The following is a 25,254-nucleotide window of genomic DNA, read 5'->3' as shown; positions in this document are numbered from 1 at the left end:
CATCTTTTTCCTCACTCCGCAGGCATGGATAAGATCAACCGGGTTCCCTCATTCTCCACGCTTTCGACACTTAATCCGTATTGTTCACCGAACACCATTTGAATTCTCCGGTGCACGTTCATGAGCCCGATTCCACCTCTATGATAGAGGGAGTCTCCTTCCGTATCCGCCAGCTGATTCAGATTCAGCTTCTCACGAAGCTTATCAAGCCGTTCGCGGGACATCCCTGCGCCGTTATCCTCTACAAGAACTAGAAAACGATCTCCCTCTTTTCTGGCGTCGATTCTAATATAGTGCTTGTCTTCAATTCCCTCGGGAAACGCATGCTGAAAAATATTTTCGATCAAGGGCTGAAGTGTAAGCCTGACCATCTTAGCCAGTAGCAGCGTCGGCGGAATCACTACGTCAATTTCGAACTCCCTGCCGATCCGGTGCTTGAGAATCGTCATGTAGCTCAGTACATGATTAAGCTCATTGGCAATCGTAATTTCCTCCAGATTAGTTTGGATGGAGTAGCGAAGCATGAATGCCATGGCCTCCACTATTTCTGTGATTTCATCCGAATCCTGAACGACCGCATAACATTTGATAGTCTCTAATGTGTTATATAGATAGTGCGGATTAATCTGCAGCTGGAGTGCCTGGAATTCAGCTTGATGACGTTCCAGAGCCTCCTTCTGGGTGGTAAGCTCCGCTTCGTATACCCGCTCAATCATTTCGGACAGCCGGGTCACCATGAGATTGTAGCTGCGCATCAATCCCCCCAGTTCATCCTGACGGCCGTTCATCTCAAGCCTGCGCCACTTGCCTTTTTCCGTCTCCCTCATGCCCTCCTTAAGAATCAGGATGGGCTTCGTGATGGATCGTCCGAACCAGGCTGCAAGGAGCAGTGTGCCGACAAGCGTGAGAACTCCCACCACCAGCGTGGTCGTACGAATGGTAGAAATAGGCTTGCGCAGCTCACCAACGGGTATGGATACTACAAGCTGCCATTTGGAATATTCGGATTTTCTCGACACGAACAAATACTCTTTCCCGTCTACTTTTTCCACCACAGAGTCATTTGGGTGTTGAAATACGTTCTGAATGTGCTCAGCAGATAACCCAGGGTGGTTATTATTCCCTTCCGCCCGGTAAAGGAGCTTGCCGAATTCGTCCATGATAAAATAGGACCCGCCCTGTCCCAGATCAAGAGGTTCCCATATACGGGCCAGATCCTCAGCCTTGAATTCAATGGCGACTATACCTTTGGGACGATAGGAAGAGACCCCTCTGATTCGGCGGACCATCGTAATAATGTTCTTATCCCCTTCATTCATCACATTCGTGTTGAGAATGGTGATGCGGCCGCTCTCCGGCGTATGTTCGCTTAAGAAACGGTAGCGTTCCTGAGGATGAAACTGCAGGCTATGTGCCTGATAGGAGTTATCATCGCTAATGGCCTTGCCGTGTTCACCGATGACGTACATCAGATTAATCTGGGGATACAGAATAAACAAAGAACGAAACAAATACTTCTGAATGTCATTCGTATATTGATAGTAGGAGAAGCTATCCTCCGGGTCCATATCCAAGAACTCCTTGACTTGATTGTAGGACAGGATGGAATCGCTAGCCTTTTCATAATTTTGCAAATACAGATCCGTTTGATAAGACGCACTTCTGATGACTTGAGCAATGGACTTCTCAGAAGACTTATCCAGCTCAGCCGAAGCCTGAAAATAAGAGATAAATCCAACCATGGACAAGGATAGAAGAATGACGGTCAGAAAGGAGGCAAACAGCTTGTTCGACAGACTCTTTCTCATCAATCGATCCCCAGCTGGTTGCGGTACTCAGAAGGAGCCAGCCCGGTGAACTTTTTGAACGTCTTCGTAAAATGAGGATGGTCTGCATACCCGACTTCATAGGAAATATCGGTGATCCGATAGCTTGCATCGGCAAGTAATCTTTTGGCCTTCTCCATCCTGCGTTTTATGCGGTAATGTACAAAGGTCTCTCCTGTTGAGTGCTTAAACATCTGGCTGAAATAAGAGGCATTTAGCCCAAGCACTTCCGCCACTTCTTCCAGCGATACTTCCTGGGCGAGATGCTTTTCAATAAATGCTTTAGCTTCCTCTATCGGATCCTTCGCTTTACCCTTGCGCTTTCTACGAAGCTCTTCCAATATAGCTGCTGACGCTTCTGCGAAGCAGTGAAATAACTGCTCAGGTCCAGCTGCTGCGGACAAGTCTAACAGGCTTTTACCGGGTGTAACTGAATTGACAAGCAGCTTCTTCACGAGTAAAGCATAGCCCTCTTCCAGAAGCTCTTTTTGCTGAATCCGGCTCATCTTACGCTGGAGGAAGTCAGTTTCCCATTCCTTCAGTACAAGGTACAGCCTTTCTTTATCCAAGGTCCAGATGGCATCATCCATACGCACGACCCATTCATCGAGCTTAGCGACAGAGACAAAACTCTCTAACTTCTCTCTATGCGCTTCCAGTTTGGCGATCACATTTTGAAGGTTCCCTTTGCTCACGGGTTTCAGGAGATATTCTTTCACTCCATAGGACACGCATTGGCGGGCGTATTCAAAATCCCCATAACCCGAGATGACAACAGTCTGAATATCCGTCTCCATCTCCGACAGCCGCCGGCACAGCTCCAGTCCGTCTACCTTGGGCATACGGATATCTGTAAAAAGAAAATCCGGCTGCTCCTCCATAATGAGCTGGATGGCCTCCTCGCCATTCTGGGCCAGCTTAATGTTATACGGATGCTCGCCGCATTGCTGGATCATGATAGAAAGTCCCTTTCGAATCATGGGCTCGTCGTCTACGATTAATACACATCTCATCCATGGATACCACCTTCCGATTCGTCTCGCTTAACGCGTTCCTATTCTACCACACTATGATAGATCAGGATTTGACGGATCCGACCATCATTCCTTTAACGAAATGGCGTTGAAGAAACGGATAAATCATGATAATCGGAATAGTAGCGACAATGATAACAGCCATTTTGATGCCCTCAGGTGAGGTGTGGGCCAAAGAGCTATAAACTGAGGAAGCCGGATCAATGCTGATATCGTCCGTCTCGAAGAGCTTCTTCAACATCACTTGCAGAGGCCATAATGACGGCTTGTTGATATAATACAGAGCGCTCATGTACGTATTCCAGTGCCCGACGGCGTAAAAAATCCCCAATGAGGCCATTACCGGTTTGGACAACGGCAGTACCATATTGACTATGATCCGCAGCTCGCCACACCCATCGATTCTGGAGGAATCTATCAGCTCCTGAGGCAGCTGCATAAAGAAGCTTCTCATCACGAAAAAGTTAAATGCGCTGATGGCCCCCGGAATCATAAGTGCCCATAAGGAGTTCATAAGCCCCAAATTTTTGATCAGGATAAAGTTTGGAATAAGAGGGGCACTGAATACCATAGTGAACAATACCATCATGACGATGTATTTACGTCCTACGAATTCCGGCCGCGACACCGGATAAGCGAGAGAAGCTGTCGCAATCAGATTAATGGCGGTGCCCAGTACCGTAATATAGACGGAAACACCGAACGCCCGCCAAATGGAATGATCGCTGAAAACGTACTGATAATTGATCGCGGTAAATTCCTTTGGCAGCAAGCCTACCCTGCCATTAATAATTGCTTCAGAGCTGCTAAAGGACTGGGCAATCACATTCAGAAACGGCAGAAACATAGCCAAAGCGAGAGCGGTCAGAAACAAAAGATTGAACACATTAAATAGATTCTGGCCGCGAGTATAGCGTACTCTCATCATCCCTACCTCCATAAAGAGCGATTAATACAGCGATTCACCGGTTGTTTTTTTGCTCAAAATGTTGCCGATGAGCACCAGAATGAGTCCAACTACCGACTTGAATAGCCCCACTGCTGTTGTATAGCTGTATTGCTGAGACAGCAGCCCCGCCTTATAGATATAAGTGTCCAGAATCTCCCCGTTCCCGGTATTAAGCGCGTTCAGGAATACCCATACCCGCTCGAAGCCAAGATCAAGAAATCTCCCGATATGGAGAAGGAACAAAATCATAATCGTCGGTATAAGAGACGGCAGTGTAATGGCTGAGGTTTGTTTCCAGCGCCCGGCTCCGTCTACTTCAGCAGCCTCATAAAGATCTGGGTTTATTCCTGCCAACGCGGCCAGATAAATGATCGTACCGTACCCGGAATCCCTCCAGATACCGGAACTGATCAAAATCGTGCGAATGTATGAATTTTCACCAAGAAAATAAATCGGTTCAAAGCCGAAAGCTTGTAAAGCCTGATTCACAATCCCTGTTCCTGGGGAGAGGATACCCAAGGCGATACCGCTGACAATTACCCAAGATAGGAAATGGGGCATATAAACCACCGTTTGCAAAAACCGTTTGTAAAACACAAGCCGAATTTCATTCAGCAGAAGCGCAAGCAATATTGGAGCCGGAAAGGCGAATATAAGATCATACAAGCCTAGCAGAATTGTATTGCTCAAGATTCTTCCGAAATCCTGGTATTGGAACATCGTCCTAAAGTGCTCGAGTCCCACCCATTCACTGCCTGTAAAGCCTTTAAAAATATTGTAGTTCTGAAACGCAATAACTGAACCAGCCAACGGCAAGTACTTGAAAATAATAAAATACAAGATCCCGGGAATCGCAATCACATAGAGTGCTCTGAATTTCCACATGTTTAAAAGCAAGGACCTTTTCGTGTCGGCTTTGTAGTTAATAAGGTCAACCCCAGTTAACTTAGCTTTCATAACCGTTTCCTATAGGTCCTGTTTTCAGCAGGTTCGCCGGAGCATTCTCATCCAGGGGAATTTCTTGAAATTCGACGGTAATAAATCGTTCCTCCCGTTCAATAATTCGGGATAACTCCCGCGTGAATACGGTGACTATCTCCTCCTTCTGCTCACTCGTTCGGCCTTCGTACATCCTAATCTCAATATGTGGCATCGGCTTTCCTCCATTTCCTTAAATAGTGAATGAATCTAACCTCATTCTACCTACAATAAAGCGCTTGCAATATGGAGTTTCTATGAGTGAGCTTGTGTTTTCTTTAGGGTATAATCGGTAACGGCCAACCCTCTACTACCACATGGTCATTTTTGAAATAATTGCGACTTATACTGTCAATAAGATTCCCCAGCAGGATGATCCCTTTTCCAGCAAGAAGTCGAATACCGTTCGTATTGCCAATCAGCGAATTTTCGATCAATTGAACGTCCTGCGGGTCGCCCGCTCCGATATCATTTGCTTTGCTGTCGCCGGGATCATGCTCAAGGGATACAGCCCAATAATTCGACGCGGTATTGTTGCGAATGATATTTTCCTTAATGATAGTACCTGGCCCGTTCAAAATCTGAATGCCCTTGGCGTCCTCTATATGAGTTGTATTCTCAATCACATTTCGCTCAATGACTGTATCCGGGGTGCCCATAGTTACATTGATTCCTTCTCTTGTATTACGAATCGTATTGTCATGAATATAGTTGTGCGGTCCTGACTTACTGTGATTGCTGGGTGCTGTACCCCCGGTGTTTCCCAGCCCGATCGCCGCACCGTAGGGAATGTCAATAATCACATTGCCGTATATCTCGTTCAAATATTCGAGTTCTCCATGCAGATCGATGGCATCCAGCTTTGTATTCATAAACTGATTGTTTCGCAGGACATTGTTATGGGCAACAAATTGGATCAGCGCCCCATGCCGCAAATAAGGGCCTTCGAAATGGGAGTCCTCCACAACATTCCAAACCGTGTCGTTCTCATACCCGTTGCGATCCTGTTTGGCCATGCCTTGAATCGACACACCATAGCCAGCACCGCCCGGACCTACATCTGTCGCATTTCGGAACGTGCTGCGGCGTACGACAATATCACGGCTGTTGTCGATACGCACACCCATACGTGAATACTTCTCTACAGTAACCCCATCAACCGTGATGTTGTATGACGGAACCTCACCAAAATTTGCGATGATAATCATGCTGTCGGGACCACCGGCGTCCGGGTTGTTCACTTTATGGTCCGTCGTGTAGACACCGTTCCAGGTAGAAGTCAATGTGAGATTAGATATGGACAGATCATGCTGTCCGGATACTTTCATCAGGGCGCTGTTTTTTACCTTATTGAGAGATGTCTTGAGGATGGTTGTTGATTGATCCTCACCGCGAAGGTTTACTCCTGACTTGAGCTTCAAATTGACAAGAGTATCCAATGTTGAGTTCAAATTATAAACCCCAGACGGCAAATAGACCTCATCGCCGGGCTCAGCACTGTTTATGGCAGCTTGAATAGCAATACCGTCATCTGTGTCGTTATCGGCGAGATCAGCATTATAGTCCAGCACGTTCAAGATGCGCCCAGTGGTAGTAGGTGAGGAATGAACCGGATGCACCGTACCCTCAGGTTCGGTTAATCCGGGAGCTGTGAATGGGATCGGTTCCCGGGAGGGATTAGGTGTGTAGTTCGGGATGCTGGCTACAGGTGTATCGCCATTTGCGAACGGCGCATAGATGTTTACCTCCGATAAACTTGTAAACGCGCTGCCATCAGAATTTCCAAGACCCACGATCCGCACATATCTGGCTTCTGTGTCAGGAAGATCAAAAGGTTGCATCTCTATGGTTCTGTACATGCTTGCACCAGTCCATATGGTAGTCCAAGCCAAACCGTCATTTGAAGTTTCGATACTCAATTGAGCCGTACGCGTGTCACCTTTATAAACGGCAATACCTAAATAACTGATCTGCTTCCGTTCGCCTAAATCGTATTGGACCCACGGGCTGTTACCTGCGGCGGACCAACGGGTGAACAAGTTATTATCGATGGTATTCGTTGCGATATTGCCATCGCTGTCGCTGGCTGTCACGTTTGCAATCGCGTAAGGAATGATGGGTTCTGTAAGCGTTGACCGCGTAAAAGAAAGCGGTACGGATGTATTGCCCGACTGATCCACCGCTTCAACCTTAAAACTGTACGCCGTGCTAGGGCTAAGCCCGACGGCTGTATACGTTGCACCGGTAACATTGGATAACAGGGTGTTATCCCGGTATACGCGATAGGAGCCGATACCTTGATTATCGCTGGCGGCCGGCCAAGAAAGTTGAATGAACTCTGTACCTATATTGACAGCTTTCAGAGAACTTCCATCCGGCCAGGAAGGTTTCTCATGGTCGCTTGAAGGTGCAACCGCTTCTTGAACAACCAGCTGTGGACGGGGGTTGCTGTTGCCATTAGCTTCTTTCGAATAGACATTGAGGGAAATTCCAGTGCTTGCCGCATCACCAAGCAGAAAAGCGATATTACCGCCCGATGCGGACAATCTTTCTCTGACAAACTCGGACACATCGATGCTGTAAACCTGTGGAGCTCCTGATTTGTCTGCCGTTACGGTAAATTTCCCACTTAACGAAGCAATGGTCAGATCCGTGACAGGCGCATTGCTCCAAGTCAGCTCCGATTCAGTCCAATTTGTATCCTTTAGGCCGAATAACGAAAGTTCGAGGTCCGCATTGGATGAACCCTTTTTGGCAGCAACATTAAAAATGTACCTGTTTGCAGAATTGCTATATGAAGAGACATCAAATTTAAAATACACATATTTCTTGTTCTCGGCGCCAGAAGAAATACTGAACAATCCATTGCTGCTGCCCGTCGCGCTATTGAAGTTTACAGTGGGCTTGCTGCTGTCGATGACTGCATCGTCGCTCGGTGCCAGACTGGCTAGATCGCGGTATACAACCTCATCATCAGGTGTTGTTGCCATTCGATTCTTTACATATTGATCCATAAAAGCCCAAGCCTCGGCGCTTGCTTGCTCAGCCGCTTCGCCTATAAAACCGTGACCTTGTTTAGGTACAATTTTTACATCGACCACTTTCACGCCTGCATCCTTCAATTGATTGGAGAACGTAATGCTGTCCGTGTATGGGATCGTTGCATCCACATCCCCATGGCGGATGAAAAAAGGCGGATCGTCCGGTGACGCATAAGTGCCAGGCATGGCCAACCTTGCTTGGTCTGGCACAGAGAACGCGTCGTTCCCGCCTAAAAGCGCTTTCACTGATTTATAGCTATTAGCGAAGTTTGTTGTAAAATCCGCTGGACCGTAGAGATCGACAACGGCTTGCACTTGATCAGAATATTGCTGCCAACCGCCATTTCCTGCCAAATCCGGAACATTTACGGTATGTCCTGTATCCAATGTGATTGTCTCGCCTGACTTAATGTTCCCAGTCGTACCGAGCAGTGAGGCCAGATGCCCCCCTGATGACGAACCCCATACACCGATCCGACTCGGGTCCAGATGGTATTCTGCCGCATGCGCGCGCAAGTAACGAATAGCAAGCTTCACATCCTGAATTTGCGCCGGGAATGGCGCTTCCGGGGTTAAGCGGTAATCCAGCGATACTCCGATATATCCTCGCTTGGTTACATAGTTGCAGATACTGGCAAGGGCTTGCTTCCGGTCTCCGTGATTCCAACCTCCGCCATGAATGTATACCATCACTGGCACGGGTGCTTGAGGCAGGATCTTGGGTACGGCAATCGAAGTATAAATCGGCCGCGTTCCAGCATTCCCAATCCGCACATCTTCATACAGCTTAACGCCTTCAGGAACCACAAACGGCTTAGGTTCAGCCGGTGTAGGGATTGGCACCGGTGTCTCTGCGGGTGGTATTCCGGGAATCGCTTGAGCTTTGAGGGCGACACTATCAATGTACATATTCGCGCTCATAAGCTCCCCCACACGAACCCGGATTTTGACGTTCGGGTTGTTGTCAGCTCCGCTGCCCAAGTTTTGGACTTTGAGTTGGTTCGGCTCACTGTTCTTTTGTTCCAGCGTTCCTGGGGGCAGCTTAAATTCCTCCAACGTTGTCCAATTTATCCCTCCGTCACTTGACCATTCTACGATGACGCTTCCTCCGATGTAGGAGGATGCCCGTGTATAATAACTCAATTGAAGATTGCGGTACCCCGTCGAATTCACTGGCAGCGCCAATGCATCCTTGCCATCGATTTTCACCAGATTCGGTACGGACGGGGCCGTGGACGAAACCGAAGTTTTCGCCATACTGTTTCCTTCGCCTTCCTGCAGCCAAGGCCCCGGAATGGCAATACCACCGGTAGATCCAAAATTGTCAGGGTCATCGAAGTTTTCCTCGTAGAGCGTAACATAGTCATCGGTTATTCCGTCTGCATAAACTTCAGTAAGCGCTTGCATTTCCAAAGGCGAATATAACAAAGCCAAAGCCAACAGTACTCTAATGCCCACTCGAAAAGCTTTCCTATATAGTCCGTTTCTCAAATGAATTCCTCCCTGTCATGGTATAGGTAATCACAAGCATTATGGAGTTCAAACCTCTTTTGAGGTGCAGCTTATTAATGTCGGGACAAAATCACACCGTCGTTATTGTTATAACGTTCTGTTGCTTCCTTGACGACATCACTTCCCCCTTTCTGCAGCCATTCCTCCACCACCTTCGGATAGTCGGAGATCGGCTTTTTGCCGTATACCATATTGATCACATGCGTCAATATAACAGGCGGCAATTTATCTCCACCTGGAGTGATGTCCGGGTTTTTCTGATAGCCTTTTACTTGCGGTTCAAATTGAATCCCGTCGCGTCCCTCATTCGCAAGTACTGTGTCGTAGAGCTTCATCAAATCTTTTCCTTCGGGTGTGAGACTAAGCGCACCTTTATTGTAGGTAGTATCCTGTACGAACCACAGCAGGATTTGACGGAACGTTTCTTCATCAACTTCATCAGCTGTTTTCGGTCTGTTATAGTTAATATTTCCGTTCTCTACAGTGTAGTTTTCCCCTTCAATTCCGAAGGTAAAAAACTTCTCCGCTTCGTCACTAACCATCCAGTTGAAAAACTTGACGATCCCGGCAGGGTCTTTCGCATTCTTGTTAATTAAATACGCTCGCGGCACCGTACCGACAAGACGAAGTCCCCCCTTACCGTCTGGCCCTGTGGGCGAGGCGATCAGCTTCATTTTACCAGTAGGCACCTGTTCTCTTAGCTGCTGATCCCATTGGATCAACAGGTTCGCATTCATGTTCCAGATGCCCGCCTTACCTGCAAGAATATCGTTCTTAAATTTCGTGGGATTAATTGTGACGAATTCCTTGTTGATCAGTCCTTCGTCGAACATTGTCTTGTACGTTTGGATCGTCTTTTGCATATTTTCGATATTCATAAATTTCGGGACAATTTGATCCCCTTGTTTCATAAAGAAATTAGCAAAGGTATCGTAAGATCCGAAGAACATATCCGAATATACAAAGTCCTCCCGGCCCATATAAGGATTCTCCACACCCAGCTTCTTAAAAGCACGCATGACATTCAGGAAGTCATCTACTGTTTTAGGCTCTGGCAGCCCTGTTTGTTCCAAAAGATCCGCACGAATCCAAGTTGCCCGGCGTGACGGATTGGACAGCCATTCCGGAATCGCATAGATATTACCTTTCGCATCGGTCTCCTTCTCCCATGCCTCCTTCGGAACTTTCTTGAGAAGATCCTGCCCATACTGCTCAAGCAATTCATTTAGGGGCATGAATACTCCGGCTTCCACGGAACCTGCCAACTGAGGGTTCGTCAGCCCAGAGCTTGCTTGCACGACATCCGGAATGTCGTTGATCGCGAACATTTGAATCATTTGCGAATCAAAATTTTTCTGCTGCATCAAACGGATGTTAAGATCTGTATTTGTAAGTTCCTCCAGCTTTTTGACCCATTTGTCATCATTGATATTCGGATGATTGTCTGCATACGAAATGTTTCCGCTCCGGAACGATATGGAGAAAGCAGTGGTTTTTTCCGGACTCTCCCCTGCTTGTTCTTCTCCCCCCTTATTAGAAGAGGAACATCCATTCATAGAGACGGCTAATAATGAAACTCCCACCATGGTAAGCATCCAACGCTTCATTTCCATCAACTCCCTATTATAAAATTGGGGACACTTCGGTAGAATGACTAGAAGTTCGGAGGGGTTCGATCATGGGCCGCAACAGCTTTGCTAAATGCTCGCTCATTAGCGTGTGTCCATAATCGGAAGGATGAATAAGATCGGAGGTCAGCGAGGTTAGATCGCGCATGACTGATGCGCCATCCAGCAGATGTAGTTGTGGATGTTTATTGCTCTCACAGTAACGAAGCAGCACTTCGTTAAAAACCGCCTCTTGGACATGAAGAAGATGGCCTGTATCAAGAAAATACGTTGCACGATTCGGATAAATCGTAGTAACGAACACAGGTTTGTCAGGATGATTTTTGATAACCCGGTCCAGCATGTAAGACACTCTACGCTTGAATTCCTCGGGAGACACTACAGCACGCATATTGACACCAAGTTCCAGAAACAGAAAATCCCAATCCTCACGTTCAGCCAGATGATCGGCAACTACGTCCTCGCAATAACAAGATCCGCTAAGCGCAAGATTTAGCACATCTACACCAAGTCTGCGCGCTGTCTGCTGTAAGTAACCATTGAAATGATGCGTGGATCCCGCGCTCTGGCTGATGGAAGATCCATAGGCGAGCATCGTAAGCTTCGGTACCTCTTCCGGTCTAGGCGCACGTACTTCACAACCAAAAGCATCCACATCGTAGAAAACAGCTCCGAAACGATCAAAATGCAAACGCCATACGTTAGAGGAAAATCCAGACTGATTCAGCCGCTTACTTGATACCTCTGTAAAACGTTCCGGCTCCTCCAAGTGCAGAGTGGTTACCGTACCCGCCTGCAGAAAATGCTGAGAATGAAAAAAATCCCCTCTGCATACCACAACGCGGCCGTTACTATCATTCGATCCGACAGTGACCCTAACATGCTTGGATTCGGTGACAAACCGCAATTCGCAGCCGTTCGATTGTATAGCTTTGGTTCTTCCTTTCTCTGACAAGCCATTGCGCACATGCTGTGGAAAACGCTGGAGATGCAATCCAGATTGATAGGGTTTATGAACCAGCTCCGAAACATTGTGAAAATAAACGCCTTCCTTTTCCATCTTTGCAGCTACACCACCTTAATAAAATCGAGTTCGCGTTAACTCATATCTGACTTCTATTGCATCATATAATAACAACAAAAGCATAGTCAACAAGTTTTTATGTTTATTATGAGTCATATATGAGTCAATTCTTGTGCAACAAACAAATACTTCAACATACCAAAAAGCACAGATTCAGAATTGAACCTGTGCCGGGATTTTCACATAAACTTTCAGTCCTCAAGAGTGCTGAGTCTCCTGATTTACCGCATTCAATATTTCCTCAAGTCTGCGGCATAACTCGTCGTTGTCCAGTAGACCTGAAACAAACATCATGATATCACGTTGAATCTCTTTCAACTGGAGGTTGCTCAAACCCAGCTCTGTAACCAGACGATAGGTAGGGAAGATCTCACGATAAAGCTGAAAACGGGCCGGACGATACCCCACTTCCTCGCCTTCCCAATCCATCACCAAACGGTTGGCTGCAATATTCAGCGTCTTGCGCCTAATGATCAGTTGCGCCTCGTGTGAGGTGAGAAAATCAACGAGCAGCATGGATGCATCCTTGTTCTGTGATTTGCTGTTAACCGCCAGTCCATTTATAATCAGCAGCGTATCAGCATTTTGCAGCCGCGGCAATGGAGCAATATCGAATGCCAAATCGGATTGACGCAATTGATTCAAGAAGTAATAGGTCGTCATTATCATGGACACTTTGCCTTGCAAGAACAAGGCTTCCGCATCCGCATCGCTCTCGGACAATACGGCTGGAAATACATCTTTCATGCCTATCAGCTTTCGGATGGTTCCTAAACTGTCGAGTAGCTTTGAGCCGCTGAACCGGTATTTCCCTTCGTCATCCTGTTCTGCCGCAAACGTTGTGCCGCTTTGAAGCAGGAACAACGGCCACCGGTTACGAGAAGGCAAATAAAAATAAAAACCATACCAGTCATGACCTTCAGCTACCTTTCGACCATTAGCAAACAAATCGTCCCAGGTCCAGCTACTGTCTGGTGGTGATACGCCGGCTTCCTTAAAGTGCTGTTTATTATAACAAAGCACGACTGGAGAATAAATGAAGGGGCGAACGCGATTACGGTCACCATACCGGAACGGGTCGGAAAGAAAACGATACGTGTCCGGCTGTTCCTCCATCGGCTCCAGCAGCTCCGTACAGCCTTGCTCCAAAAAATCCTGATAATTGTTATTATTCATCAGTACGACATCCATGATTTCCGACTGCAAATATTCCTTCAAAGATGTCGAGTAGTTTCCTGAAGACAACTCGAGCGGCTGAACGTCGATATGCGGATAGCGTTTGCCGAACTCATTCAGTAGCTCTTGCATCTCTACAAGCTTGGAGATGGTGTTCACATATCCGAACTTGATCGTCGTTCTGCCTTCCTCTACGGGGGGAATTATCCGATTGCCAACACGCGGAATTTTCTCAATTAAGCCTTCATCCACCAGCACCTTGAGCCCGTTGCGCACAGAAGCGTTGCTAAGTCCGAAGCGCACCTCTAAGTCGCTTTCTGAAGGAAGATAACTGCCGATCGCTATACTTCCCGAATGAATTTCATGTCGCAAGGTTTGAACCATTTCCTCTAGCCTGATACGGAAAAATTTTCTGCTATTCCTTTTCTGCATTGGGTTTCCTCGCCATCTTCCGATTAATCGAGCCCATAGGGACAAGTTTATATAGTATTCATCATACTGAAATCCTTTGGGAACGACAAGTATCGGAGTCTGGCCCCATATAGCGTATGTTCTGCATCCACGGTGTCATACAGAGCGGTCAATACACCGTAATCCTCTTAATACCCCATATAACTCTCCAAACCGGCTGGATCTATAATGAGCATTTGCTTGTTTCCGATTAGCTCAATAAGACCTGAATCTTCAAACCTTGAGAATTTTCTGCTAATAGTTTCGCGGGTGACCCCAACATAACTGGCCAGCTCTTCACGAGACAACGGAAGGTCAATATGAATATGAGTGCCACGCTGCTTACCATATTTGTCGCTGAGTTCCATGATCATATAAGCAATTCGTATTTCGGGATCTTTGGTCGCCAGGCTTTGCGCCAGATTTTCCGTATGGGCTAGTCTTTTGGTCACACTCTTCAGTAGTCTGAGCGAAATATCCGGATTATCCCTCATCAGCTGCTCCATATCCGTTCGGGTCAGCATGCAAATGTTAGTGTCTTTCAGAGCATAAGCACTGAAGTTACTCAGCTCATCGCTGTTAAAAATGCTCAGTTCTCCGAAAAAGTCTCCATTCGTCAAGATGTGCAAAATTTGTTCCTTGCCCTCAGGAGTTGTTTTGGATAATTTAACATGCCCTCGCTGAATAATGTACAGCGTATCTGACGGCGCCCCTTCCAGAATTAAAGGTTGACCTTTAGTAAACTTACGATGCTTGATCATAGCGCTGATCCGGGAGAGATCGTCATCGCTTAACGCAGCAAAAATAGGCACCTTGCGGGTACAAGGTTCAGCAGCGTATTGGCAAGAATACTCCTTCATAACTGTCCCCCCTGTTGTTCATTTTTTTGTACAACTCCTACTTTCCTTTAGGATACAGAAGTTTTTTTATCTTCAACCGGCGCAAAATGACTGGTATCTTCACCGCATACCGGACAGACCCAATCTTCAGGCAAATCTTCAAATGCAGTGCCTGCAACAACATCCTCATCGGGATCGCCTAATGCCGGATCATAGATATAACCACAGGGTAGACAAATGTATTTTTTCATCTTTATCATCTCCTAAAAAGTTAATAGTTTAGTTCAACCTGGTTTGTACTTCAGCCATAATCTCCTCGATGCTACTCCCGTTAACATCGATCCCCTCAAGGGAGATGCCATACTCTACAGCGGTTTTATACCCAAGAGAAGCAGCTGCACCTTGCCAGGATATCGCACCGATCATTGTGTTATCTTTCACATAGATACGCGTATACGCCCCATTGTCATCTCCGCTTACCGCCTTATCGCAACACTGTTCATCCACGTTGCCTATCGAAAATAAAGAGATACCAAAGGCGGTAAACAAGGTAACCGGAACAGCTCTACGATACGCCGTCAGATTGGCGACCATATTACTGCCGGCAATCCTGCCCTGCTCAATCGCTCCGCCCCACAGTCCTTCCACATGCCCGTTAATTTCAGCCACATCTCCGGCTGCATACACATGCGGATCATTTGTTTGCATTTGTTCATTTACGATAATGCCCTGCCGGACTTGAATATTCGAGCCACTTACCAGTTTCGTATTCGGTACAATACCAATAGAGTAGACTACATGGTCACAGGAAAAATGAGATTGGTCGTGCAGCGTAATTCCGGTAACATACTCAGTTCCTGTTATAGACGCTACATCAGCTCGAAGAATAACCTTCACACCTGCTTGTTCAAGGTTCTCTTTAAGGAGCTGTGAGGATTTCTCATCAAGCTGTCTGCCCATCAACCGGTGAAAAGCTTCGATCACCGTTACCTGATATCCAGCTTCATGCAGCGCCCAAGCGGTTTCGATTCCCTGCACTCCCCCACCGATTACGGCTACATGGCTGCCATCCTGCAGGTTTTCTTTCAATCTGTCCGCATCGTTCATATCCCGGAGGGTATGAACATTGTTCAGGGCGAAGCCCTCAAGGGAGAGTGCACGATTCTTCGCTCCCATACACAATAAAAGCTTATGATAAGAAACACTCTGCCCATCTTCTGTCACAACTATTTGCCGGTCCGGGTGGACAGAACGGATTCGGGTCGAGGTTTTTACGGAGATACGGTTATCGCGGTACCATTTTTCCTTTTTAATCAGCACCTTCTCACTGTGCAGGTCGGTAAACAGCCCTTTGGTCAGCTTAATCCGGTTATAGGGCAGTTGACTTTCCTCCCCGAGGATCGAAATTTCCGATTCTGCGTCTTGATCACGGATGGCTTTGGCGGCATGGACGGCGGCTACTCCTCCGCCAACAATAACGTAATGTTTTGTCATCCTATGTTCCTCCTCCCTAAAATGAACTCAGCAGCAAATCCGAAACAAATTCAGCCGCATTTTTAATTTTTTGAACTTTCTCAGGCTCTTTCGGGGAAAATCTGATTCGTACAGGGAACTCTACATGTGTCATCCCCGTGGTTTTAATAACCTCAGATGTGCTTTGCACCGTCATGTTTGTTCCATTCAGATAATCCTGAATGACTTCAATGGCTTCACCACTCCAGCCGTAGGAGCCAAAGGCTGCAGCAAGTTTACCTTCCAGATTCATATTGTGCAATTCTTTCAGAATGTTCTCCAGGTTCCCAATCATGTCCGCGTATTTAGTGGAGCTGCCAATAAAGACCGCGTCCGCTGACGTTATGCTGTTCAGAATATCAGTGGCACTACTTTTATCTGCATCCCAGACCTCTGTCTCTATATTATTTTCCTGCAAGCAATCCTGTATGATTTTGGCTATCTTCTTGGTACTGTTTTTGATGGTGGTATATACGATGGTTGCCTTTTTTCCTTGCGTCGTTTCACGGCTCAATGTGGCGTACATCCCGATATATTTACGTATGTCCTTCCGGATCACAAACCCATGGGAAGGAGCGATCATCCGGATCTCAAGATCCTTAACAGCCTCTAACAGGGTTCTTACATATCTTCTGTGAGGATGAATAATTGCTGCGTAATAGCCCTGGAAATCTTCCGTAATATCAAACCCGGCTTCATCGCTGAATAGATTCTCCACCGCAACATGCGTGCTGAAAATATCACAAGGAAATAAGATTTGATCTTCGATACAATAGGTGATCATCGTTTCTGCGGTATGGAGATACGGTGTTTCTTTAAACAGCAGCGTTTTCCCGCCAATATCCAGCTTATCTCCGTCTTTAACCACCAGGAAGTTCCGGCTATGAAGCTTGTACATTTCCTGCAATTCGGGAACAGCAATCTCGGTGCATACGATCGTGGCATTTGCAGCCTTGGCAGCGAGAGCTGCCAGTCCACCAGAGTGATCAGGCTCTGTATGATTAATTACAATGTAATGGATATCTAGAAGATCAATCATTTCACCCAGACACTCGGCATATTCACGTCCGAATTCCATATCTACGGTATCAATGACAGTTGGTTTACCTGTTTTTAATAAATAAGAATTATAGGTAGTTCCTTTTGCCAGAATCAGGCGGTGAAATGGAACCTGGCGGTTATCGATTTTGCCTATCCAGTAAGTATCCTCGGCGATTTTTTTGAATTGTGTACTCATTTCTTTAACCTCCAATGTTTGATTGATAATGTTTATCAACAACCTTATTTTATTATGGCTGCCAAACAAAAAAGAGGATTTGAATCAAATTATAAAAGATTGAAAAAAATGAATACCTTAAATTTAGACGATCTAAATAAAGTGATTATGCGTTGAGTCACATTTTAAATAAAAAGCCACACAAATGTTTGCACTTCGCCTTAAAGAAAGAATAACCCATAACAACTTTATGCCATATCCTAATGAAAATAATAAAAAGGTGGATATCCATGACTGAAATACAAATAGCTGCTGTGGGAGATCTAATGGTCAAACGTTATATTATTTCGGATGCTAAACAGCCTGACGGAACCTATTCGTTCAGCCCCCTGTTTGCAAAAGTAGCTCCTTATCTGAAACAGGCTGATTTGACGATTGGCAATCTCGAAACCACCTTTGCTGGAAGTGGCCCCGAATGCCGGAAAAGTCCCCGATCAGGCGGTCCGATATTCAAATGTCCAGACGAACTGGCCCCTGCACTTAAGGAAGCCGGATTCGACGTATTAGTAACGGCCAACAATCATTGCATGGATTATGGTGCCCCGGGTCTGGTTCGGACGTTACGAGTTCTGGACCGTAATGGAATCGACCACACGGGAACAGCTAAATCATTAGAAGAATCCAAGAGAACGCTTATTAAAAACGTCAAAGGAATTACGATTGGCATCCTCTCCTACACAGCAGGAACCAACCGAATTCCTGTACCAGTGAGTAAGCCATGGCTGGTTAACCGGATATCTACGCCCAAGATCATTCGGGAGATTCGAGATTTAAAAAAGAAAGTCGATCTAGTCTTGCTTTATCTGCATTTCGGAAGCGAATATCGTTACACTCCAAACAAGAGGCAAAAAGAGCTGGTCAATCTCTTCTTTAAAAATGGCGCCGACATCATACTGGGGTCTCACCCACATGTTCTTCAACCGTTAGCGCTTCGTGGAAAAAAACAATTCGTTATTTACTCATTGGGGAATTTTGTTTCGACTAAACTAATGAATATTCCTTACACACAAAGCGGTATCATTCTTACGCTTAAAATAAAGAAGGATGAAAAAGGACACACGAGTATAACTAACGTAGGTTACATCCCGACTTGTGTAGATCGAAGAATAAAAAGCGGCAGGAAAATTACAGAGATCATCCCCATCCGCGACGCATTAAAGAGAAGCGACACCGACATAAAAACAGAACGGCGAAATCTCATGAATCGAATGTTGAAACATACGACAACAATCTTAAAGAGGGAATAGAGTCGTTACAGAAAAATAACGTTCCGCGGAATTTACCGCGGAACGTTATAGATTTAGACCTCAAAACTGTGTTTGGGTTTAGCGTAAACGATCAGGCATCATTAATTTAAGGAATTCTAGAATACCATTCTCTACTACAAGTTCTTCTCTATCTTGATCAGCAAGTACTCTTCTGATGAGATCTTCTTTACCCTCCAGTACTTTACTTGTCCAATGAGGATCAATGATAAGAGACCGTCCTACTGCTACTAATTCAGCATTTGTCAACGTGTCCTCTGCGTCCTGTTTGGTACGGATATCTCCTACCCCAATTAAAGGTATACGGCCATTGATTTTCTCATGCACATATTGCAGGATTGATTTTTCTTTAAAATCTTCTGATGCAGATACTTTCTTGAAGTCCCCTAATGAAATATGCAGATAATCCAGCTTTTTATCAGCTAATTTATCAATGAGATAAAAGGTATCGGTGATTTTAATTCCAGGCTCTTCATATTCTTCTGGAGAAAAACGATACCCGACAATAAAATCCTTAACCTCTGAATTGTCAACGACAGCAATAACTGCATCCACTAATTGGTTAATGAAATTAAATCTTTTCTCTAAGCTTCCTCCCCATTGATCTTCACGACGGTTGGAGTGTGGAGAGAAGAATTGTTGGATTAAATATGTGTTTGCTCCATGAATTTCTACCCCGTCAAATCCAGCTTGAATAGCACGTTGAGTCGCTTTTTTAAAATCCTCAATTACACCGAAAATTTCATCTTCTGTTAATGCTCTTGGAATTTCTGCATTCGGGCGTTCGGCAGCAATGGCGCTGGAGGAAACGGGTTGTACGCCACGCAATATTTTTGAATCTGTCATTCTTCCTGCATGGAATAGCTGTAAAATAGCCTTTGTTCCATTTCGTTTAATAGTAGATGCTAATCGGCTGAGGCTAGGAATAAATTCATCGGAGGAAACACTAAGTTCACCTTCCCATCCTTTTCCACCCTCTTGTACATTTGCTGCCGCAGTGATGACCGCACCTACTTCGCCCGTTCTTAGCGAATAGTATTTCAATTCATCTTGTGTTACTACACCGTCATAAAAGCTCATTCGAGTGGTCATTGGAGCCATAACCACTCGGTTTTTTAATGTCAGCCCTCTGCGAAAAGTTAATGCTGTGTCTAGTGCTATCATCTTTTTCCCAACTTTCATTAAATTATATTTAGATAAATTATTATATACATGCGCATACATATAAATTACAGCAATGATTTATTCTTGTCAACTAATAAAGAACTGCTGTTGGATACAACAAAAAGCGCTGTTCCGCTGAACAGCGCTTTTCGCTCGTTATGAATCGTCCTTATTATTCTAGTTCGGCCGGTTTTACAATGGCTGCACCTTTATTATTTTTGGAATATTTAGCTTCGATTTTCGTGGTGTATGTATCTTTAGCTCCGTCACTTACCAGCACATAACTCAGATCGACTGTCAGCTTTTCCGTTTGCCAAGTCTTAGTATTGACGAATAATTTCCACGTTACACTTTTGGGTTGAACTGTCTCACCATCCCAGAGGTTCTCCTGGTCATAGAGTTTGATTATCCCCTTAGCTGCTGTCGGATCGGTTACCGTGAATTGTAAGACTGTTTGTGCGCCAGCAGTGCTGACTTTCATGGATTTTTTATAACTTTTGACCGAATCAAGCATGGAAACAGGATCGTATTGGCCTTTAGAGTAAAAGGCATCCCATTCCGTTTTCTCCAGTCCAAGCCAATATTGTGCATCAGGATCGATTGGCTCCCCGTCATCGTCGTAACCTTCATCTTCAGATTCATCGATCAGTTCACTTCCGTCTACAAGATAGTAAAACTCCTTGTCATTGGCATATAGACTGTACGATGTTTCTAAAAGACTACTAGCGACAGTGCCTGCTGCGGCAAAATTCGGCAGACGGTTGATATCCAGCTTCAGAGTGTTGGTGTTGCTGATACGCACCCCGCCGCTTTGAATATCCTGTTTTTTGGTCACATCCAGATGGAAATTCTTTATTGCTTTGGAGGCTGCCGTTACTTTGCTGATCATCTGATCCGCGGTTACTACTGTTGAGGTAGCTGCAGACACTACTCCTGGATTAGACATCCATCCGATCGTTCCGGACAGCAATAAAGCACCTACTGCCAAACTAGTACCTATTGTTTTGAAAAAACTGTTCATGTACTTCCCCTTTCGGCCCCTTGCGATAATGTAACGCCGTATAGGTCGAAATAATAAAAGAGCTCAAAATAGACTACATATTTTTAGAGCTATCCTTTATGCTTCATAAGACATCCCTATGGCGGCCTGGCGATCATTTCCTTCTGTCGAAAGGCTTTAGACCCATGGCTTTGTGTCATCATCTTTCGATGATTTTACCTTTAACGCGGACATTCAATTAGTTTTAATTAGATTACGGACGCATGTCCCACCGCTAATTTTATCATGGTTATAATTACCTGTAAACGACTTATCTTCCATTCGAATTCGCTATGATACTCAGAAGAAATACTACAATCAAAATGAAAAATGAACGATTACATACGCTTATAAGTCTTATTAATGAGAACAGCAAAGACAGGGGGTGCAGCAAAATGAGTGACCGGGAAATTTTCGAGCTCTATAAAGAACAAGTATATTATTTTTGTTACTACTTAATGAAAAATCAGGCAGATGCGGAGGATATTTCCCAAGAGGTATTTGTAAAAGTTATCTTAGCGGATAAGTCGAAGGTAAGAAACTTGAAAGCTTGGATTTTACGAATTGCTTCGAATGAGTGCAACAGTGTGATCAAAAGGCGTAAGACGGGGTGGATGAAAGAAGTACGTAATTATTTACTATCCAGGTCTGAGGAATCAAACCCTGTAGAAAAACGTTTGGATCGACAGGAAACTAAAAAAGAATTACAAGGGTTATACAGTCAGCTTCCCGACAAAATCAGAATGGTAGTAGTCCTTCGTTTTATAAACGAATTGACTGTACCCGAGATCTCTAAAGTTATGAGCATACCCGAAGGAACTGTAAAATCCAGACTGAACAAGGGACTTAAAATACTAAATAGAATGGGTGGAACCCAACTAAAGGAGCTGAATAGTAATGAGTCTCTATATTGAAAAAGATAAACATATTCCCCGACCGGATTATGATTTGATGTGGACTGCCATAAAACAAGAAGCTTATACACGTCAAAGAAATCTGCATGCCTCCCAGAATACTCCTAGGTCTAATAAAAAGGTTATTCCTATCAGTATTGTCTTCTCTTGCCTCTTACTTGTAGCCATTCCTGTATTCGCTAGTATGACGATTAATTGGGATAAAATTGGTGGTCGAAGTGTGAGCAATGCATTAAATAACGGCATCGGTCAACAGTATAATCTTCAAACTTCCAGTTCAGGAGTAACAATGAATTTGAACGGTGTTGTAACTGATGGAGAAAAAATGAAAATGCTGTTATCACTTGATACTAAATCTGATCTATCCAAATATACTGGATTTGCTACAGAGGAAAACATCATGACTAGTGAATCCGGTGCCAAGGCAAAGGTATACGGTTATTTAGAATACGATCCTGAAAGCCAGAAACTCATTGGAGTATATGAGACACCTGATACATTAAAGGATGATAAAAAGGACTATAGGTTTGAAGCACGGAATCTCATTTTTTACAGTGATCGGAATATTCCCTTACAATCTAATCATCAAGCAGGGGATACTATCAATACTGGAGTTAAGCAATATCCAAGCCTTCAAATCGAATCCGTTCGATATGTTTCCAATCAAACCATTATCCGTTACAAAGTCGCTGCATCACCATCTGACTTAGGACGGGGTAATCCACATTTGGTAGTTAGTACTGGTGGTCAAAAGAATGAAGCAATTCCAACCATCATGCCTAACGAAGGATCGGATTTATTTATTGAACAGGTTTTCAATATAACTGAATCAGATTGGAAGGAAGCTAGTCTTCATTTTAGTTACATTGAAGAAGCGAAACGATTTTCAGGTACGTGGAAGTTCGATTTTAAAGCAGATGGACAAAAAGCAAGTGAGGCGATTTACACTAAGAAACTGTATAACAGTCCTGAATTTCAAGAAAAGACCGGCATAACCTTAGATCAGCTAGTGGTTACCCCTTTGGATATCCAAATTCTAATAGATGAAAATGATTCGCTTAAAAAAGGAATTGTCCACTATAATACCGCTCAGTTGGTTATAGGTGATCAAACAATCACTGGGGGTTGGAATTTGAAAGGAGATCATTCCGAAAGCTACCAGCATTTATTTCAATTCGAATCTCCGGAATGGTATAACGACTGGTCCGATGTTCCAATGAAACTTATATTAAAGGATGCTGTCATTGAGAAACGTGATACTACTAAGAATTGGATCACTATAAACAAACCTAAAGAAGAAAAGCAGTTCACTTCACTTGATGTCGATGGGTTAAAAATTGAATTCACTTACTATACTGAGGGCGAAAATTTGATTGTCGAATCAACATCCAAATCTTCTGGCTTCAAAAGCGTTAACCAAACTACGTTACGGATTAATGGCAAAGAAGTGGTGCCTGAAATTACACCTAAGGGCATGATATCTACAGGAACTAATATTGATAGCTACAAAGATATCCCTTTCGACGAAAAAATCGAACTGAACCCTGGTATCTATAAATATAGCGATCCTAGCCGGAACGAGGAAATTAAACTTTAATAAAGGAAGTTAATCTATGTCCCGCCCTTTCTAGTTAATCCTAAGGGCGGGTTATTTATGGATAAAATCATTTCTGTTTAGGTATCTCTTTTATTTCCTTCACAACAAAAAAAGCATAGAACGGACTCAAGTCCGCTTTATGCTTAAGATAAACAATATTTGACCAGCGCATCTCGCACACCATGCTCGTTGTTAGACCCCGTGACAGCATTCGCTGCCGCTTTGACCTCAACCGGAGAATTATCCATCGCAACGCCCATACCCGCGTATGTAAGCATAGAAATATCATTAAAATAATTACCGATCGAAAGAACTTCCTCTTGCGGAATTCCCAGCTTCACAGCCAGATTCTTTAAGGCGTTGCCCTTGGAGGCTTCCGGATGCATCAAGTCAACGAAAAATTCACCACTGCGCAAAATATTGTACTCATGGGTCCAAGTACGCCATTCACGTTCAGCTTCGTCAAGGATTTCTGGTTGTGTAAATACAGTAAACTTAACAACCGGTTCACGGAAATCTTCCCATGCTGGCAGTGTAGCCGGCACGATACGGAAGTGTTCATACATATAATTGGCTTCTTTGGTCAGGTTTTCTACATTATCTACATACATATCAAAAGCCGTATTCACATCATAATGAATATCATGCTTTCTACAATAATCAATATAAGGGTCAAGACCACGAGCATCCATACCGTATTGATGCAGCACTTCCCGATCTTTCACACGAACCGTAGCAGCTCCATTATGACCCAGCACATAACCAGACAGCCCCATTTCCTCCATAAAAGGAATCGAGTTCTGCGGACTGCGGCCGGTACATAACACGATCTGCCCGCCAAGACGCGTAACCTCAGCAATGGCTTCTTTATTCTCAGTGCTCAAGTGGTGATCATCATTCAACAGTGTACCATCTACATCTAGTGCAATCAGTTTGTATCTCATACTCCCACCATCCTTGTCTTTCTTTTTCTATATATATTGAACCTGGCTATTTGAGTTAAGTTTCAGTCGCAACTGCGGTGAATATTTGGACTTCCAGCCGCTGTTGTTTCCAGATTTCTTGATTTATACCGTTTACTAGTGGTTGAAATCCGGAAACAAAGGCGGCCGCTATCGCTCTTACAGTTCCAAATTTCCCCTCCGCCACTCCATTCCCTTATCCCAAGTTTCCAAATTCAATTTATATACCATTTTTTCTCTATATTATTGTTCTGATGCTTCTGTACTTAAGAGTGCCAGTTCCTCTAGCGTAATTTCACGACTAGCTCCCAGTGGCAGGCTTTCATCCAGCTTCAATTCTCCCATAGATACTCGTTTCAGAAAAGTGACTTTTTTGCCGACAGCTTGGAACATTCGCTTCACCTGGTGAAACTTTCCTTCTGTGATGATCAGCGAAATATGTGAGATTACTTTACTGCCGCGTTCTCTTCCCAATATAGTTAGCTGTGCAGGTAAAGTAACATATCCATCTTCCAGCTCGACACCTGCCGCAAAAGCCGCTACATCGTCTGCATCTACGTCTCCCTCAACTGTTGCTTCATACGTCTTAGGGACATGCTTGCGTGGCGATAGTAGCTCGTGAGCAAGCTTTCCATCATTGGTGAGCAGAAGCAGCCCTACTGTGTCCTTATCTAACCTTCCTACAGGAAAAGGTTCAAACTGTACATATTCCTGCTTTAAAAGATCCAGAACGGTCCGATCCCGCTTGTCCTCTGTTGCCGACAGAACTCCCGGTGGCTTATTCATCATAAGATAAATAAATTCACGATAGGTAACAAGCTCGCCGCCAACCACAATTTTATCGTGATAAGGGTCTACATGAAATCCACTATCCTTGACGACTGCACCATTCACGGTAATTAAACCTTGCTTGGCTTGTTTACGAATATCGCTGCGTGATCCTACCCCCATATGGGACAATACTTTATCTAAACGCTGCTTTTTTGCAGTTTTCCCTGATAGGCTCAT

The 25,254-nt window shown here is 44.7% G+C and carries 20 protein-coding genes and 1 riboswitch; of the genes, 3 read left to right on the top strand and 17 right to left on the bottom strand.

The features are described from left to right. Positions 1 to 11: 11 nt before the first annotated feature. From MKY54_RS11205 to MKY54_RS11145, 13 genes are all read right to left on the bottom strand, one after another. Entirely contained in the window at positions 12 to 1,808 is a 1,797-nt protein-coding gene (locus tag MKY54_RS11205; protein ID WP_076130133.1) for a sensor histidine kinase, read from the bottom strand. Further along, positions 1,808 to 2,839, bottom strand: a complete 1,032-nt coding sequence (locus MKY54_RS11200; protein WP_076130132.1) for a response regulator — start codon at positions 2,837 to 2,839, stop codon at positions 1,808 to 1,810. Before MKY54_RS11200 ends, MKY54_RS11205 begins: the two co-directional genes overlap by 1 nt. Before the next feature lie 64 nt (positions 2,840 to 2,903). Then, on the bottom strand, positions 2,904 to 3,788 hold the full coding sequence (locus tag MKY54_RS11195) for a carbohydrate ABC transporter permease (protein ID WP_139329962.1): 885 nt from the start codon (positions 3,786 to 3,788) through the stop codon (positions 2,904 to 2,906). Between the two features lie 21 nt (positions 3,789 to 3,809). Further along, positions 3,810 to 4,694, bottom strand: a complete 885-nt coding sequence (locus MKY54_RS11190) for an ABC transporter permease subunit (RefSeq protein WP_339190473.1) — start codon at positions 4,692 to 4,694, stop codon at positions 3,810 to 3,812. A gap of 61 nt (positions 4,695 to 4,755) precedes the next feature. Next, the gene (locus tag MKY54_RS11185) at positions 4,756 to 4,962 is read right to left on the bottom strand and encodes a tautomerase family protein (protein WP_076130129.1); all 207 of its coding nucleotides are present in this window, start codon (positions 4,960 to 4,962) and stop codon (positions 4,756 to 4,758) included. A gap of 103 nt (positions 4,963 to 5,065) precedes the next feature. Beyond that, complete coding sequence (locus MKY54_RS11180) at positions 5,066 to 9,319, bottom strand: alpha/beta hydrolase fold domain-containing protein (RefSeq protein ID WP_339190471.1); 4,254 nt, start codon at positions 9,317 to 9,319, stop codon at positions 5,066 to 5,068. A 74-nt stretch (positions 9,320 to 9,393) separates the two neighbouring features. Further along, positions 9,394 to 10,947, bottom strand: a complete 1,554-nt coding sequence (locus MKY54_RS11175; RefSeq protein WP_076130127.1) for an extracellular solute-binding protein — start codon at positions 10,945 to 10,947, stop codon at positions 9,394 to 9,396. A 16-nt stretch (positions 10,948 to 10,963) separates the two neighbouring features. After that, positions 10,964 to 12,028, bottom strand: coding sequence for a GDSL-type esterase/lipase family protein (locus tag MKY54_RS11170; protein ID WP_076191358.1), 1,065 nt, complete (start codon positions 12,026 to 12,028; stop codon positions 10,964 to 10,966). Positions 12,029 to 12,250: 222 nt separating this feature from the next. Then, positions 12,251 to 13,660 (bottom strand): extracellular solute-binding protein, encoded by a 1,410-nt coding sequence (locus MKY54_RS11165; protein WP_248549253.1) that lies wholly within the window; start codon positions 13,658 to 13,660, stop codon positions 12,251 to 12,253. 167 nt (positions 13,661 to 13,827) lie between these two features. Next, a complete protein-coding gene (locus MKY54_RS11160; protein WP_051491610.1) occupies positions 13,828 to 14,538 on the bottom strand; it encodes a Crp/Fnr family transcriptional regulator in 711 nt (236 codons plus the stop codon). Between the two features lie 47 nt (positions 14,539 to 14,585). Continuing rightward, a complete protein-coding gene (rd, locus tag MKY54_RS11155) occupies positions 14,586 to 14,768 on the bottom strand; it encodes a rubredoxin (protein ID WP_076130123.1) in 183 nt (60 codons plus the stop codon). Positions 14,769 to 14,796: 28 nt separating this feature from the next. Then, positions 14,797 to 16,011 carry an FAD-dependent oxidoreductase gene (locus MKY54_RS11150; protein ID WP_339190470.1) on the bottom strand — a complete coding sequence of 405 codons (1,215 nt, stop codon included), beginning with the start codon at positions 16,009 to 16,011 and terminating at the stop codon, positions 14,797 to 14,799. A gap of 16 nt (positions 16,012 to 16,027) precedes the next feature. Further along, positions 16,028 to 17,266 carry an FprA family A-type flavoprotein gene (locus tag MKY54_RS11145; RefSeq protein WP_339190468.1) on the bottom strand — a complete coding sequence of 413 codons (1,239 nt, stop codon included), beginning with the start codon at positions 17,264 to 17,266 and terminating at the stop codon, positions 16,028 to 16,030. Positions 17,267 to 17,535: 269 nt separating this feature from the next. Here MKY54_RS11145 and MKY54_RS11140 point away from each other — a divergent pair, with 269 nt between their 5' ends. After that, the gene (locus MKY54_RS11140; RefSeq protein ID WP_076130122.1) at positions 17,536 to 18,552 is read left to right on the top strand and encodes a CapA family protein; all 1,017 of its coding nucleotides are present in this window, start codon (positions 17,536 to 17,538) and stop codon (positions 18,550 to 18,552) included. A gap of 78 nt (positions 18,553 to 18,630) precedes the next feature. On the opposite strand, the gene MKY54_RS11135 is transcribed toward MKY54_RS11140, so the two are convergent. Together MKY54_RS11135 and MKY54_RS11130 are read right to left on the bottom strand one after the other, a co-directional pair. Further along, positions 18,631 to 19,794 (bottom strand): NADH-dependent flavin oxidoreductase, encoded by a 1,164-nt coding sequence (locus MKY54_RS11135; RefSeq protein ID WP_339190466.1) that lies wholly within the window; start codon positions 19,792 to 19,794, stop codon positions 18,631 to 18,633. Positions 19,795 to 19,906: 112 nt separating this feature from the next. Next, entirely contained in the window at positions 19,907 to 20,755 is an 849-nt protein-coding gene (locus tag MKY54_RS11130) for a DUF6612 family protein (RefSeq protein WP_076186691.1), read from the bottom strand. Between the two features lie 117 nt (positions 20,756 to 20,872). After that, positions 20,873 to 20,964: riboswitch (cyclic di-GMP riboswitch) on the bottom strand. 204 nt (positions 20,965 to 21,168) lie between these two features. Here MKY54_RS11130 and MKY54_RS11125 point away from each other — a divergent pair. Together MKY54_RS11125 and MKY54_RS11120 are read left to right on the top strand one after the other, a co-directional pair. Next, entirely contained in the window at positions 21,169 to 21,687 is a 519-nt protein-coding gene (locus tag MKY54_RS11125) for an RNA polymerase sigma factor (RefSeq protein ID WP_036689341.1), read from the top strand. After that, complete coding sequence (locus tag MKY54_RS11120) at positions 21,671 to 23,284, top strand: DUF4179 domain-containing protein (protein ID WP_339190464.1); 1,614 nt, start codon at positions 21,671 to 21,673, stop codon at positions 23,282 to 23,284. Before MKY54_RS11125 ends, MKY54_RS11120 begins: the two co-directional genes overlap by 17 nt. A gap of 143 nt (positions 23,285 to 23,427) precedes the next feature. On the opposite strand, the gene MKY54_RS11115 is transcribed toward MKY54_RS11120, so the two are convergent. Then, a complete protein-coding gene (locus tag MKY54_RS11115) occupies positions 23,428 to 24,228 on the bottom strand; it encodes a Cof-type HAD-IIB family hydrolase (RefSeq protein ID WP_036689337.1) in 801 nt (266 codons plus the stop codon). A gap of 261 nt (positions 24,229 to 24,489) precedes the next feature. Continuing rightward, the gene (locus tag MKY54_RS11110) at positions 24,490 to 25,254 is read right to left on the bottom strand and encodes a pseudouridine synthase (protein WP_076130118.1); all 765 of its coding nucleotides are present in this window, start codon (positions 25,252 to 25,254) and stop codon (positions 24,490 to 24,492) included.

This window comes from Paenibacillus sp. FSL P2-0121 (genome assembly GCF_037975345.1).
GTDB lineage: Bacteria > Bacillota > Bacilli > Paenibacillales > Paenibacillaceae > Paenibacillus_AQ > Paenibacillus_AQ odorifer.
Note: the sequence above shows the minus strand (reverse complement) of the source record. Positions and strands in the feature narration are given on the sequence as shown.

Excerpts from the sequence above, each read along its gene's own strand:
- MKY54_RS11205 (WP_076130133.1), bottom strand. The coding sequence starts at position 1,808 with ATGAGAAAGAGTCTGTCGAACAAGCTGTTTGCCTCCTTTCTGACCGTC.
- MKY54_RS11200 (WP_076130132.1), bottom strand. The coding sequence starts at position 2,839 with ATGAGATGTGTATTAATCGTAGACGACGAGCCCATGATTCGAAAGGGA.
- MKY54_RS11195 (WP_139329962.1), bottom strand. The coding sequence starts at position 3,788 with ATGATGAGAGTACGCTATACTCGCGGCCAGAATCTATTTAATGTGTTC.
- MKY54_RS11190 (WP_339190473.1), bottom strand. The coding sequence starts at position 4,694 with ATGTGGAAATTCAGAGCACTCTATGTGATTGCGATTCCCGGGATCTTG.
- MKY54_RS11185 (WP_076130129.1), bottom strand. The coding sequence starts at position 4,962 with ATGCCACATATTGAGATTAGGATGTACGAAGGCCGAACGAGTGAGCAG.
- MKY54_RS11175 (WP_076130127.1), bottom strand. The coding sequence starts at position 10,947 with ATGAAGCGTTGGATGCTTACCATGGTGGGAGTTTCATTATTAGCCGTC.
- MKY54_RS11170 (WP_076191358.1), bottom strand. The coding sequence starts at position 12,028 with ATGGAAAAGGAAGGCGTTTATTTTCACAATGTTTCGGAGCTGGTTCAT.
- MKY54_RS11165 (WP_248549253.1), bottom strand. The coding sequence starts at position 13,660 with ATGCAGAAAAGGAATAGCAGAAAATTTTTCCGTATCAGGCTAGAGGAA.
- MKY54_RS11160 (WP_051491610.1), bottom strand. The coding sequence starts at position 14,538 with ATGAAGGAGTATTCTTGCCAATACGCTGCTGAACCTTGTACCCGCAAG.
- rd (WP_076130123.1), bottom strand. The coding sequence starts at position 14,768 with ATGAAAAAATACATTTGTCTACCCTGTGGTTATATCTATGATCCGGCA.
- MKY54_RS11150 (WP_339190470.1), bottom strand. The coding sequence starts at position 16,011 with ATGACAAAACATTACGTTATTGTTGGCGGAGGAGTAGCCGCCGTCCAT.
- MKY54_RS11145 (WP_339190468.1), bottom strand. The coding sequence starts at position 17,266 with ATGAGTACACAATTCAAAAAAATCGCCGAGGATACTTACTGGATAGGC.
- MKY54_RS11140 (WP_076130122.1), top strand. The coding sequence starts at position 17,536 with ATGACTGAAATACAAATAGCTGCTGTGGGAGATCTAATGGTCAAACGT.
- MKY54_RS11135 (WP_339190466.1), bottom strand. The coding sequence starts at position 19,794 with ATGTATGCGCATGTATATAATAATTTATCTAAATATAATTTAATGAAA.
- MKY54_RS11130 (WP_076186691.1), bottom strand. The coding sequence starts at position 20,755 with ATGAACAGTTTTTTCAAAACAATAGGTACTAGTTTGGCAGTAGGTGCT.
- MKY54_RS11125 (WP_036689341.1), top strand. The coding sequence starts at position 21,169 with ATGAGTGACCGGGAAATTTTCGAGCTCTATAAAGAACAAGTATATTAT.
- MKY54_RS11120 (WP_339190464.1), top strand. The coding sequence starts at position 21,671 with ATGAGTCTCTATATTGAAAAAGATAAACATATTCCCCGACCGGATTAT.
- MKY54_RS11115 (WP_036689337.1), bottom strand. The coding sequence starts at position 24,228 with ATGAGATACAAACTGATTGCACTAGATGTAGATGGTACACTGTTGAAT.
- MKY54_RS11110 (WP_076130118.1), bottom strand. The coding sequence starts at position 25,254 with ATGAGCCTATCAGGGAAAACTGCAAAAAAGCAGCGTTTAGATAAAGTA.